Annotated in this window: 11 protein-coding genes; 8 read left to right on the top strand and 3 right to left on the bottom strand. The window is 42.7% G+C overall.

Translation table 11 applies throughout. The annotated features are described in order from the left end of the window. Nucleotides 1–45: 45 nt before the first annotated feature. The 8 genes from QJS82_RS03010 (at nucleotide 46) to fdx (ending at nucleotide 7,608) form a co-directional block, all read left to right on the top strand. Nucleotides 46–693 carry a hypothetical protein gene (locus QJS82_RS03010; RefSeq protein WP_201620186.1) on the top strand — a complete coding sequence of 216 codons (648 nt, stop codon included), beginning with the start codon at nucleotides 46–48 and terminating at the stop codon, nucleotides 691–693. A gap of 605 nt (nucleotides 694–1,298) precedes the next feature. Then, nucleotides 1,299–1,811, top strand: coding sequence for an Rrf2 family transcriptional regulator (locus QJS82_RS03005; protein ID WP_183620925.1), 513 nt, complete (start codon nucleotides 1,299–1,301; stop codon nucleotides 1,809–1,811). Then, complete coding sequence (locus QJS82_RS03000) at nucleotides 1,808–3,034, top strand: IscS subfamily cysteine desulfurase (protein ID WP_201565954.1); 1,227 nt, start codon at nucleotides 1,808–1,810, stop codon at nucleotides 3,032–3,034. Before QJS82_RS03005 ends, QJS82_RS03000 begins: the two co-directional genes overlap by 4 nt. A gap of 214 nt (nucleotides 3,035–3,248) precedes the next feature. Further along, nucleotides 3,249–3,659 carry a Fe-S cluster assembly scaffold IscU gene (gene iscU / locus QJS82_RS02995; RefSeq protein WP_183620927.1) on the top strand — a complete coding sequence of 137 codons (411 nt, stop codon included), beginning with the start codon at nucleotides 3,249–3,251 and terminating at the stop codon, nucleotides 3,657–3,659. Between the two features lie 297 nt (nucleotides 3,660–3,956). Next, nucleotides 3,957–4,277 (top strand): iron-sulfur cluster assembly protein IscA, encoded by a 321-nt coding sequence (gene iscA / locus QJS82_RS02990; protein ID WP_149489769.1) that lies wholly within the window; start codon nucleotides 3,957–3,959, stop codon nucleotides 4,275–4,277. Between the two features lie 138 nt (nucleotides 4,278–4,415). Continuing rightward, a complete protein-coding gene (gene hscB / locus QJS82_RS02985) occupies nucleotides 4,416–5,009 on the top strand; it encodes a Fe-S protein assembly co-chaperone HscB (RefSeq protein ID WP_201620187.1) in 594 nt (197 codons plus the stop codon). Between the two features lie 280 nt (nucleotides 5,010–5,289). After that, nucleotides 5,290–7,167: a Fe-S protein assembly chaperone HscA gene (gene hscA / locus QJS82_RS02980; protein WP_201620188.1), complete on the top strand. Its 1,878-nt coding sequence runs from the start codon at nucleotides 5,290–5,292 to the stop codon at nucleotides 7,165–7,167. A 102-nt stretch (nucleotides 7,168–7,269) separates the two neighbouring features. Then, entirely contained in the window at nucleotides 7,270–7,608 is a 339-nt protein-coding gene (gene fdx, locus QJS82_RS02975; RefSeq protein ID WP_201565424.1) for an ISC system 2Fe-2S type ferredoxin, read from the top strand. Between the two features lie 203 nt (nucleotides 7,609–7,811). Here fdx and QJS82_RS02970 read toward each other — a convergent pair whose 3' ends face one another. The 3 genes from QJS82_RS02970 to QJS82_RS02960 form a co-directional block, all read right to left on the bottom strand. Further along, nucleotides 7,812–9,236 carry an adenylate/guanylate cyclase domain-containing protein gene (locus QJS82_RS02970; protein ID WP_201620205.1) on the bottom strand — a complete coding sequence of 475 codons (1,425 nt, stop codon included), beginning with the start codon at nucleotides 9,234–9,236 and terminating at the stop codon, nucleotides 7,812–7,814. Between the two features lie 426 nt (nucleotides 9,237–9,662). Beyond that, the gene (locus QJS82_RS02965; protein WP_281491185.1) at nucleotides 9,663–11,921 is read right to left on the bottom strand and encodes a neutral/alkaline non-lysosomal ceramidase N-terminal domain-containing protein; all 2,259 of its coding nucleotides are present in this window, start codon (nucleotides 11,919–11,921) and stop codon (nucleotides 9,663–9,665) included. A 341-nt stretch (nucleotides 11,922–12,262) separates the two neighbouring features. Further along, on the bottom strand, nucleotides 12,263–12,697 hold the full coding sequence (locus QJS82_RS02960; RefSeq protein ID WP_075100708.1) for an HIT domain-containing protein: 435 nt from the start codon (nucleotides 12,695–12,697) through the stop codon (nucleotides 12,263–12,265). Nucleotides 12,698–12,788 lie beyond the last annotated feature (91 nt).

The following is a 12,788-nucleotide window of genomic DNA, read 5'->3' as shown; positions in this document are numbered from 1 at the left end:
CTGTCCTTTTGTCTTTCATTTACACCATAAAAACGGATTATCTACATGAAGCGTTCTACGTTGTCTCACTCTCTGCTTAATATCATATTGGTGTTTATCGAGTCGGCGCTGACCCTGCTGTTACGCTTAGACCCAGAGCTCCGTAAAGCCGCTTATCCGCTTGCCAAGCAAGAGACTGTCGTCGCGCTAAGATTGTACTTACCGCATGTGGAAGTTTTTGCCACTTTTAGTACCAAAGGCGTGTTATTGGACGACCGCTTGCCTATCGGGCGTACTGAGCCTGACGTTGTTATCAATGCTTATAGCATTCAAGTGATTAATGCCATCACCACTCACGACAGCGAAACCACCGAAAAGCTACAAATGCGTGGGGAGTCGGTGCAAGTACAGTTGGTGAAGCAGTTTATTATGCAGCTGGGTCTTGGTAGTTTGATTCAAGGCGTGATTAAAAAGATTAAGGGCGGCAAAAGCAAGCCCAAGCCTACCGAAGCTGAAAAGGCCGATAAAAAAGAGAGCTATAAGCTACGTATTAAAGAACAGCAAACTCAAATTACCACTTTGACCATCAAAAACCGTGAGCTTGAAACCACGGTAAAAGAATTACAAAGCAAACAGCAGACCTTTATTATTACGAGCATAGTCGCTGCTGTTATCGCCATTGCCGCTATCATCGCTCTATTTATAATGACTTAACTTTTAATAATCTAATTCGATAATGAATTAGCTTTACAACAATGCACGGCCGCTGATCGCTTATAAATACTGATATTTCATACAAATCGTTTTTTTAAGAATATAATAGCTTCACATCGATGTAGCGTTTAATAATACTTAGCATTATTAAACGCTTTTTGTAATATACACGCTATTGCGCACTTTTCCTCCTCGCTACTCCTCTTTCATATTTGCCTTTAATATCTGCGTCATTGTTTTTATCAATCATGGTCATAAGTTGCACTCACCATTCAACCACACTTTAATCTTGACTAAATTACTCGGGATTGATTATAATGACTCTATCGTTGCACACATCGGGTAAACCATCTGCTGTTTAATAGCGACAAGACACCACTTAGTCGATAGATGATTTCCCTTAATAGAAGTGTCAATACTATTAAGTATTAAATGCCGTTAAGTATTAAATGCTATTAGCTATTAATACTTAGCTGCCAATAAACCACTTATGCTTTATAAATGATTGATAGCATAAATGATTGATAGCAGCACACTTCTAACAATACGACATGACTAAGATCGTTGTTAAATAAATTTATCCTTAAAAGGTTTGGAGATAATATATGCGTTTGACTACTCGAGGCAGATACGCCGTGACCGCTTTACTTGATTTGGCATTGCAAACCAGCCAACAAGAGAGCGCCGTCTCTTTATCAGACATTGCTAAGCGGCAATCGATATCTATCTCTTATCTTGAACAGTTATTTTCCAAACTGCGTAAGCGTGGTTTAGTCACCAGTATTCGCGGTGCAGCAGGCGGCTATCATCTGGCCAAGCCACTTAATGAGATTGATGTGATGAGCATCATTTCTGCCGTCGATGAATCTGTGGATGCGATGCAGTGCGGCGGACGCGGCGACTGTCAAAGTGGTACAATGTGCCTAACGCATGATTTGTGGTGCGCTCTATCTAATCATGTTGAACAGTACTTGAAAAATATAACATTAGCGCAATTATTAGACATGGAACACGTGCAGTCAGTCTCAGACCGTCAGCACCTCTCTTTTCCAAAAGAAACTTCTATGAAAGACATCAATACTATTACTCTATCGACCAGCGAGGCAAACCCAGCATGAGCCAACATAACAACCTTATATACTTAGATTATGCCGCCACTACGCCAGTTGCTAAGTCAGTCGCTGCCAAGATGAGCGAATATCTGACAGTAGACGGCATCTTTGGTAACCCAGCATCACGTTCACATGGCTATGGCTGGCAAGCGGAAGAAGCGGTAGAAACGGCTCGCGGGCAAGTGGCTGAAGCGATTAATGCTGACCCACGCGAAATCGTCTTTACCTCGGGTGCGACAGAATCAGATAACTTAGCTATTAAAGGCGCAGCACACTTTTATCAGTCTCGTGGTAAGCATATTATTACCAGTAAAATTGAGCATAAAGCTGTTTTAGATACCTGCCGTGAGCTTGAGCAAGAAGGCTTTGAGATTACCTATCTTGAGCCGCAGCCAAGCACTGGTTTGATTTTACCAGAGCAAGTGAAAGCAGCTTTACGTGACGATACAATTTTAGTATCACTGATGATAGTAAATAATGAGCTTGGTACGATTACCGATGTTGCGGCGATTGGTGAAATCACTCGCGAAGCGGGCGTTATCTTCCACGTCGATGGTGCTCAGTCAGTTGGTAAAGTATTGGTCGATCTTGAAAAGATGAAAATTGACTTAATGAGCTTCTCAGGTCATAAAGCTTACGGTCCTAAAGGTATCGGCGCATTATTCGTCAGTCGTAAACCACGTGTTCGCCTAAAAGCGGAACAACATGGCGGCGGTCATGAGCGCGGTATGCGTTCAGGTACGTTGCCCACGCATCAAATCGTTGGTATCGGTGCCGCATTTGCTTTAGCCAATGAGCGCTATGCAGAAGACCATGCCCACGCGGCAAAGCTACGCCAAAAACTGTGGGACGGTCTACAAGATATCGAAGAGATTTATCTAAACGGTGATTTAGAAAACAGTGTGCCAAATATTGTTAATATCAGCTTTAACTTTGTTGAAGGCGAGTCGCTTATGATGTCGCTAAAAGACTTGGCGGTATCATCAGGTTCAGCCTGTACCTCAGCCACGCTTGAGCCATCATATGTATTGCGTGCTATTGGTCGCCCAGATGAATTGGCGCATAGCTCAATCCGCTTTAGCTTTGGTCGTTATACCACTGAAGAAGACATTGATACAGTTATCAAGCAAATGCATGAAGCGGTTGATAAGCTACGTGCCCTATCACCACTTTGGGATATGTATCAAGAAGGCGTTGATTTAGACTCGGTAGAATGGTCTGAGCATTAATATTTACCAGTAAAACGTCTAATGGTTATCAAATATAACCATTAGCTGAACCATTAATTAGACAATCATACATTTAGTTTTTATAAATACAGTTTTATGAACGACATGTTTGACCCCAATTATCGATGAGTAGACAAGCATTTAGCGTTAGTAAGTGACTAATTCAGTTTCATCGTCTAAATGCTTACTCATCATCTAACTAGGAGAAAATCCCATGGCCTATAGTGACCAAGTTATTGATCATTACGAAAACCCACGCAACGTCGGCAATCTTGACAAAAATGCCAAAAACGTTGGTACAGGTATGGTTGGTGCGCCAGCATGTGGCGATGTGATGCGTCTACAAATCCAAGTCGATGATAACGGTATCATCGAAGATGCACGCTTTAAAACCTATGGCTGCGGTTCAGCAATTGCGTCAAGCTCACTCGTCACCGAGTGGCTAAAAGGCAAAAGCTTGGATCAAGCTGGCGAGATTAAAAATATGGACATTGCTGAAGAATTGGCATTGCCACCAGTAAAAGTGCATTGCTCTGTACTTGCAGAAGACGCCATTAAAGCCGCGATTAGCGACTATAAAGGCAAACATAGCGCTGCTGCGGTAACTGAAGAAGCAACCAGCTAATTTAGAGCGTATGCGCTTATTAATGTAATGAGCGTTAGTAGCCATATTTTAGTAGCAGTGCTTTAGCAGCAATACTTTAATAGCAGTATTTCAGTAAAAGCCATGCGCAGTAACGTTAGAAGCTACTAACGCTAATAAGGTGACAATAACGCTCATGTAATTGTCACCTTTTATTTATTTTTTAACGCTTTATTGGCAAGTTATTACTCGCAACGCTTTATTCGTACTAAGCTCTACACAAAATAAGCATTTTGCGTGAATTATTATTATCGATTTTGAGAGTCAATGGGAGTTGGCATGATTGAAATGACAGAACGCGCCGCTCAGCATGTTCGAGATTTTTTGGACAATCGCGGTAAAGGTGAAGGCATTCGAGTGGGTATCCGCACAGCGGGTTGCTCAGGCTTGGCTTATGTCTTAGAGTTTGTTGACACACCTGACGAAAATGACACCCGTTATGAAAGCCTTGGCGTTAATATTTTTATTGACCCTAAAAGTTTGGTCTATTTAGATGGCTTATTGATGGATTATGAAAAAGAAGGTCTTAACGAAGGCTTCAAATTCACCAATCCCAATCAAAAAGGTGAATGTGGCTGCGGTGAATCGTTTACGGTATAAAGACTTAAACGAGAGTGCGCTAAACGATTGACACTCAAGCGATTAGCGCTTAAATACTGAGTTATTAAAAAAGTATTTGAAACGACCATCAAAACAGTAAAGTCCTCACAATAATAAATAGAAATGAAGGCAGACGATATGACAGACATCACCTCAGAAGCACAGTTTGATAACTTCTTTGCCCTATTTGAACAACCTGTACAATTTGCGGTCAATCAAGAGCATCTTGATCAGCAGCTGCGTCTGCTACAAAAACGCTATCATCCGGATAACTTATCGGTAGCAAATGATAAAAATGCGGCAGATAGCGCGCAAGCTAAGCAACAATCAGAGCAGGCATCAGCGCTTATTAACCAAGCTTATCAAACGCTAAGTGTGCCCGATAGTCGTGCCAGCTATTTGTTAGATATCGCAGGTCAAGCCCAAAATTTGGAGCATTCTATTGCCGATTTAGACTTCTTAGAAGATGCCATGCAAATGCGTATTGACTTAGATGAGGCGATTGAAGATAAAGAGCTGACCGCATTGCAGCAGCTACACCCGCAGATTACTGAGCGTTTAGCCAAACAGTCAGAGCGTTTTAACACCGCTTACCAAAGCCAAGACTGGCAAACGGCGATTGACGCTACGCAAAAGTTAAAATTCTTAGTCAAGTTAGATGCCGATGTGACCACAGGACTTGATGAAGTCGCGTCTGCTGAGCATTTAGACGATGATGACTTATACGTTTAACCTCATGCTAAGTAGCACTGTTTAACTTTACGAGTGACAAGTTTATATGAGGGTATGGTTAAAATGACCGCTGCTATCCCGTATAATTGCAGATATTAACTAACCTTTTTACCATGGCTTTCTAAGTCTGTATGTTTTTAAATGCCTACGTTTAACTATTTTTGATTATTAATAGCAATTAGATTATTAATAGCAGTTAATAGTACAGCGGTTAAATGATAGTCGCCCGTATATTGCCTTTGTTCCATTTCACTTATTCATTTTATCTTTGAGTTTTCTTATGTCTTTATTGCAAATTGCCGAACCCAATCAAAGTGCCCAACCTCACCAGCATCGTTTTGGTCTAGGAATCGACCTTGGTACCACGCGCTCACTGGTCGCTGTGGTACGCTCAGGCAAGGCGCAAGTTTTGCAAGCAGCGACAACGACAGATACTTTGTTGCCGTCTGTGGTCTACTATCCAAGCACAGGAAATCCAGTAGTTGGCTATGATGCCCTTACTCACTTAGCAGATGATCCAAAAAATACGATTATCTCGGCTAAGCGCTTTATGGGTCGTAGCCAAGCAGATATTAAATTCTCTCATCCTTATGAGTTAAGTGGCAGCAAAGATGCGATGCCAGCGTTTGTGACGGCGCAAGGGGAAGTATCTCCTGTTGAGGTTTCAGCACGTATCTTAGCAGCGCTAGAGCAACGTGCCGCAAGTGCCTTGCCCGATGAGAGCATACAAGGTGCGGTGATTACTGTGCCAGCCTATTTCGATGAAGCACAGCGTCAAGCCACTAAAGATGCGGCACAGGCGGCAGGTATCAATGTATTACGCCTATTAAATGAGCCTACCGCTGCGGCAGTCGCTTACGGTCTCGACCAACCTACTGATGACGATACTGAAAACTACTACTTAATCTATGATTTGGGTGGTGGTACTTTTGATGTGTCTATTTTAAAGCTAAGCGATGGCGTATTTGAAGTATTGGCCACGGGCGGCAATAGTGCGCTTGGTGGTGATGATATTGACCGCTTGCTGACCAATTGGCTGATTAAGCAATTAAATATCGACCCCAAAGACGTAAGCTTGCATGACAAATCAATACTCGCGCAACAAGCTAAGCGCTATAAGCAAGCATTGACGGATGCTGAACAAGTCGATATCGACATTGTGGTCAATGAGCAATCTTATCAAGGCGTCTTAAGTCGCAAAGATTTGATAACGATTGCAGAGCCTGTCAGTCGCCGTACGTTGAGCGTCTGCGAGCAAGTACTGCGTGATGCCAAGTTATCTGCCGCTGATTTAGATGAAGTGATTTTGGTCGGTGGTTCTACGCGTATGCCAGCAATTCAGCAAGTGGTTGCAGACTTTTTTGCTAAAGAGCCGCTTTGCCGCTTGAATCCAGATGAAGTCGTCGCTTTAGGTGCGGCACAAACCGCGCATCAATTGGTCAATGGCGATAGTGATAATGGCTTGTTATTACTTGATGTGACACCTTTATCGCTCGGCCTTGAGACCATGGGCGGGTTGGTTGAAGTATTGATTCCGCGTAACACCCCTATTCCAGTCAAAAAACGCCAAGTGTTTACCACTTATCAAGATGGTCAAACCGGCATGGTCATCCATGTGGTACAAGGCGAGCGTGAGACGGTCGATAACTGCCGCTCACTTGGACGCTTTGAGCTATACGGCATTCCACCGATGAAAGCAGGCTTTGCACGTATTGAGGTGACCTTTAGTATTGATGCCAATGGACAGCTAACCGTCAGTGCGCAAGAAACCACCACTAAGACTGAAAGTAAAATCGAGATTGTGCCATCTTATGGTCTATCTGATGAGCAAAAAGAGCAGCTATTGATTGCAGGCTTTAAGTACGCTGAAGAAGATAAAAATGCGCGCTCTTTAATTGAGACCAAAGTAGAAGCTGAACGTGAATTATTGGCACTACAATCGGCGCTTAACGAGTTTGCAGCATTAATGTCAGCTGAAGAGCAGCAGTCATTGGCGCAAACCATGCAAGACCTGCAAAGCGCGCTTAACACTAATGATTTAGCCATTATCGAAGCAAAACAAGCCCAGTTAAAGCCACACAGTGATGCCTTTGCCGCCCGCATTATGAATCAAAGTGTTAAAGCCAGTATGGCAGGCACCAGTGCCCAAGATTGGTAGCAGATACCATTAATAATATATACGCCTAAGAAACTTACCTAGCAGTTGAACTAGGCGGACCCTTTTTATTTTTTTAATTGATTAGCAGCGGACAAATAACTTATGCCAAAAATTACTATATTACCCCATCATGAAATTTGCCCTGAAGGTACTGAAGTCGAACTAGAGGCAGGCAGCAACTTATGTAAAGCGCTGCTAGAAAAAGGCATCAAGATTGAGCATGCTTGCGAGATGTCAAAAGCTTGTACGACTTGTCATGTGGTGGTACGTAAAGGTTTTAATAGCTTAGATGAGATGGACGATATCGAAGCCGACTTACTAGACCGCGCTTGGGGTTTGGAACCTGATTCGCGCCTATCGTGTCAGGTCATGCTCGATGACGAAGATTTGACCATCGAGATTCCTAAGTACACGCTAAACCATGCCAAAGAAAACCATTAAATACTTGTAGTGTCTTATGACTTAGCTTGATTATCCAAGCCCATTTAGTTGAAAACACGCTGACAGCAAACTAAAAAAGCCAGTTATTTATCATAACTGGCTTTTTTAGTTTTTACTTCTAGTAATCCTGCGTGCAAATTTAACCGTCATGTTATAAACATTTATTTCTACAAATCACTCAAATCGATTTCATTCTGCGCTTATTAATGACGATTGTTTTCTTGCTTACTTGCCTCTAACATCTCAAGCGCTATCGTCTGCTCTTCTTTTTCAATACGCGCCAGCGCCAGATTTAAGCGATTTCTGATATCCTGATAATCATTGTCTTGCATGTCTCTAAAATTCAGATGCAAATTAAAACCTGGTAAGGTGTGGTCAACCCACTTCGACAACTGACCTTTATTTTTATCAGGATCAAGTACTTGCCAAGCGTTTATTTTTTTATCAAAACCTTTGAGCTGAAAAGCACCAGCATATTCGCAGTCGTAATCATGCGAGATATAATCATAGGTACTGTCGCTGATAAATATCTCTCCTTCGCCAGCGACCGCCTCAAGCCTTGACGCTAGGTTGGCTTCTTTCCCAATGAGGGTATAGCTTAGGCGGCTATTACTACCAAAGTTACCAACATGACAGTAGCCCGTGGTAATACCGATACGAATATACAAACCCTCAAAGCCCAACAAGCGCCATTTTTGCCGCAAGGTGCGCATCTCACGGCGCATATCTATCGCCATTGCCACGCAGTCTAGTGCATCTTGACGTGGTCCACGGCTGTTTGGTTCGCCAAAAAAACACACCATACCATCGCCAATAAACTTATCCAATACCGCGCCATGCTTATTGGCAATTAACGTCATACAGTGCATATAGGTATTTAAGATATCAGCCAAATTGTCTGCGCTCAAACTCTCAGACAGTTCGGTAAAGCCAACAATATCTGAAAACATAATCGTCAGCTTGGCACGTTTATTATCGACGTTAACGGGACTGTCAGATTTTACAATTGGCTCCCAGACTTGCAGCGGCACAAAGCGTGTTAACTTATTAATCACAGAAACCATGGTATTGAGACGCCCAACTGCTTGCTGCGCTCGTGCTTCATAGTTTATATAGTCATTATAAACGTGGCGAAAATGGCACAATAGCACAAGCATACTGGTTAATAATATGACGGGGGTAATCAAGCCTTCGTGGCAATCTATTTGAGCGCTACTTAAGGTGACACTCACATAATAAAAAACAATGACCGTGACTACAGAAACCGCTATGAGTTTTAGATGGTTTTCCGGACTGCTAAGAATAACTCGCAAGCCGATGAGCGCCGATAAGCTGAGCGAGATAATGGGGCAAAACTGTATCGAGCCGATGACCGCCGATAATAAGATAATGACAATGTTCGAGGTCCAAAAACTGGTTTGGCGACGATAGTTATAAATTAAAAGCATCAAGCTCGGCAGACAGACAATGACCACTAGCGCCATTGAAGTCGGACTAAAATTAAAATGTACAGCGAGCAATATAACCGTCAGTATTAAAACGTAGATTTCCGGATAGTCAAAGCGATAGGCATTGCTATTACCATCCTGTAGCGGAATCTTTGCGCTTGAGGTTTCTAAAAATGCCATGGTCATTATTCGCCTAAAGAAAAACCATCAGAAATCTTAATGAACATTAAAATAACGCTCATATTATCATTGAGGTTTTAGGTAGCTCTTGTTAAGCAGTCCCTATTTCGTGATAAAAGATTGATCACTAACGCTCATCTTTATAAACCACTGATAATATAAGTAGATAGTAAATCTATACATTATACTGCCTTATTCCCATAGCACCTAGGTCACTGGTAGGAAAAAGTATACCACTTATCGCTCATTTGCCTAAAAAGCTCTTTAAATCCAAAGCTTAGTAGCTCTGATTTAAATTAACATTCTTAAAAGACACAAGAATACATAGCAAGAAATAAAGACCAAAAAGCCAGATAATAGCTATCTGGCTTTTGTATATATAAAGATTAAGTGGAAAGTGAATTGATAAAAATATAATAAAACTTATTACTGAACGATAAAGCTATTAGAAACGCCTGAGTACGGCTTTATTTTACGTGTCCAGCCACTTTTCCAATCGCCTTGATGGGTCAATCGATATGTACCCGCTGGGGTGTCAGTGCTGATTCGCCAATCAATGATGGCTTTGCTATACGCTGCCCCTTCACGCTTCCAAGTATAGGTGGTATCAAAGTCACTATCACTCAGATAATCGACCCACTGGCCATTCTCAAAACGCTGCACCTTTAAAAAACTGTCTTCGGTCCGTAGATTGTTTTTAGGATGAGCGCCGCGAAATACTGCTGTGGCAACCTGACCTTTTTGATAACTGGCTTTAGGCTGAGTGAGGGTTTGTCCCCAAGCTTGTTTTAAAGGCTTATCATCAAATACCACACCCGGACGCTCATTAAACGACTTAGCTGAGCGATCAGGCGGTGTGGCACTGTCATAAACCTCTATGCCATCCCGTAGCGCTTCGGCCAATTGGGTATATTCTTGTATATAAGCAGCTGTTTGATAAGGGCCATATTCAGTAGATGCCCCTTCGTAATGCTGGGTGGCAAACTCTTCACGCGTGCTCAAATAGCCGCTATAGTTATTGGCCAAGCCATTAATGATAACGGTATCTACGCCTGAATCCTTTAGCTGCGCCAGCACGGCAGCGCGCATCCGTCGTCCAACCATGGTTGTTGGTTCACCAGGAATAGCAACGATGGCGATATTACCGATACGCATCAGCTGAACGGGTTGCTGAGTATTAATCCAGCCCCAGCTGCCAGTCGGTAATAATACTTGTTTTTCAGCCTGACAGTCATCTTGGCTGACGGTTGAAACAATCCCAAAGGCGCCGCGCGTCAAACTACCTAGAAAGGATTGGTCGACTTTATTAATATCATCATTAATGCGGAAGTTTTCTCGCGTCATGCCCTCATACATCCCCGGTATGTCCGATGGGCCATTTTCGCCGCCAGCAGCAAACGAGTAACCGCGGGCTGGCATACATAAGACTTTATTGCCTGCGCCATTGGTGAATTTACCATCGACTTGATAGCCCTTTAAATTGACCCAACGGGCGCGTACGTCTACTGGCCCAGCAACAGGCACACCTTGATTCCAAAGCTCAACCGCCTTATCAAGCTGCAGTTGCCCATCACGCCTGACATTTTCCCACTCATTGTCACTACCTTGATAGCCAGGTTTTGAGTTGGCATTGCCACCTGCAGCCAACACATCACCCTCATCGGCATTGGCAAAAGCGGCAACAAATGGCTTATCTGCATTTCCACCGAAAATCTTTTCAGCACCGCGCTGGGCAAAGCCTTTATTATCAGCGCTGAGATGCATAAACTGATTACTAAAGCTGGTCGGATGCAGTGCAAACCAATTAATCAGACCTACTGGCGTGCCATCGGCAGCATTTAGGCGCAGCTGAGTCATGGTCTCATTAACATTACTATCAAAGTCTTTTGCATCGGCATTATTGTTATAGGCAAACTCTGAGCGATTAAGTGTTGCACCTTTTAGCTCGCCTTGCGCCAAAGATAGCGTCCCGGGAGCCAAGGTATCGTGAGCACGCTTAATCGAGGTAACAATCCCATTGACAATAGCATTGAAGTTTTGGCTGCTATAGCCTGAGAGGGTGTCGTCGGTACTGGCAATTTGATATAACTGTTGATGCGAGTAGCCAGCATTGCCAACGTGGGTGTGAGTAGCAGTAAGCATGACATTATCATCATTATATAATTCGCCATAATCCGCTTTTAAGCGCTTGATGACCTCAAGCTTTACCGCGGTAAACATCGCGCCCATATCTGCTGAGACATAGACGATACGTTTGCCATTGCTTTCATCCTCTTCGCCGATAATAAAAGCATGAGAATATAAGCGGTCGTTGATACCTTGTACCACTTGCCCAGAGGCATAACCAAACATACCGGTTTCGGCAGCCGCACCAGTGATATCTGCCTTACCGCTACCAACGAGATACTGACTTGTCGGCATTGCTCTCATAGAAATAGCAGAAGCGCTACGATTTAACGTAACGGCATTGTCTGATGAGGTGGTTATATTTTCGGTAATGGTTTGCTCTGAATCAGACGGGACTGAATCGGACTGCACGGATGCAGACTGTATTGAGTCAGCCTGTACTAAAGCTGACTCCGTTGAATCTGTCTCGCAGGCAGTTAAACCGAGAGCGACGGTACAAATAGAGATGAGTAACATAGAAGGTCGTAATAATGGAGGTGCAATAGAGGAAGTAGCCATTTGTTATCCTTAACATAGAGTAAAATCTTAGACTGAAAGCTTCCAATCTAAGACTAAGTACCTCGAAGCGTTTTCAATGCGGCAAATAAGTCATACTGACTATTACGCAAAAAAAACGGCTGCGAGTAGATAAGTTGGCTATATCCATTTAACCAACCCACTCTCTAACATAATGAATAACAGACAAATGTAAAACACTTTATGGTTAAAACCACTTAAACCATCATTAAATCTGGCTTTACAGTTTGTTTAAATAAATGTATTTAGATAAAAATCGTTTGGAACAGAACATTTAAATGAAAAATTATAAATAGTTCATTTTAAATCTTACTACTCAAGTTTTACTGCATTTGCCAATCAAACGGCATTTGATGGTGACCACGTAGCGCCATCATTAAGGTCTGCTGCATCTGCGCCAATACTTCTTTGGTATAAGGCACAGCAGGGACGCCCCATACTGGATTCGGCCACTGCATGTCATTTTGATAACGAACGATATGATGGAAATGTAGCTGCGGTACTTGATTGCCGAGTGCTGCCACGTTCATTTTATCGGCTTGGAAGGTCTTGGCCAGTTGGCTTGATAACCAGCTCGATTCACGCAAAAACTGCGCTTGGTCAGCCTCAGATAGCTCATATAACTCTTTGATACCTGATACCCGCGGCACCAATATCAACCAAGGAAACTGACAATCATTGATTAAACGACAGGTCGATAATGGGAAATCACCCACTAAAAAACTATCAGCAGCAAGTTTATGATGAAGTTGGAACATAATGACGGTTCTCTTGTTATGACGCTTAAATAAAAGGAATGGAAATCTAGAAAAGCAGAATTTAATGTACTAAAAAATAATAGGCTTAAAA

Origin of the sequence: Psychrobacter maritimus (assembly GCF_029953575.1) — a bacterium.
GTDB classification, from domain to species: domain Bacteria; phylum Pseudomonadota; class Gammaproteobacteria; order Pseudomonadales; family Moraxellaceae; genus Psychrobacter; species Psychrobacter maritimus.
This window is presented reverse-complemented; position numbering and strand designations above follow the sequence as displayed.

What these genes read in the sequence shown, in the direction of transcription:
- QJS82_RS03010 (WP_201620186.1), top strand. Translation starts at nt 46, where the DNA reads ATGAAGCGTTCTACGTTGTCTCACTCTCTGCTTAATATCATATTGGTG.
- QJS82_RS03005 (WP_183620925.1), top strand. Translation starts at nt 1,299, where the DNA reads ATGCGTTTGACTACTCGAGGCAGATACGCCGTGACCGCTTTACTTGAT.
- QJS82_RS03000 (WP_201565954.1), top strand. Translation starts at nt 1,808, where the DNA reads ATGAGCCAACATAACAACCTTATATACTTAGATTATGCCGCCACTACG.
- iscU (WP_183620927.1), top strand. Translation starts at nt 3,249, where the DNA reads ATGGCCTATAGTGACCAAGTTATTGATCATTACGAAAACCCACGCAAC.
- iscA (WP_149489769.1), top strand. Translation starts at nt 3,957, where the DNA reads ATGATTGAAATGACAGAACGCGCCGCTCAGCATGTTCGAGATTTTTTG.
- hscB (WP_201620187.1), top strand. Translation starts at nt 4,416, where the DNA reads ATGACAGACATCACCTCAGAAGCACAGTTTGATAACTTCTTTGCCCTA.
- hscA (WP_201620188.1), top strand. Translation starts at nt 5,290, where the DNA reads ATGTCTTTATTGCAAATTGCCGAACCCAATCAAAGTGCCCAACCTCAC.
- fdx (WP_201565424.1), top strand. Translation starts at nt 7,270, where the DNA reads ATGCCAAAAATTACTATATTACCCCATCATGAAATTTGCCCTGAAGGT.
- QJS82_RS02970 (WP_201620205.1), bottom strand. Translation starts at nt 9,236, where the DNA reads ATGGCATTTTTAGAAACCTCAAGCGCAAAGATTCCGCTACAGGATGGT.
- QJS82_RS02965 (WP_281491185.1), bottom strand. Translation starts at nt 11,921, where the DNA reads ATGGCTACTTCCTCTATTGCACCTCCATTATTACGACCTTCTATGTTA.
- QJS82_RS02960 (WP_075100708.1), bottom strand. Translation starts at nt 12,697, where the DNA reads ATGTTCCAACTTCATCATAAACTTGCTGCTGATAGTTTTTTAGTGGGT.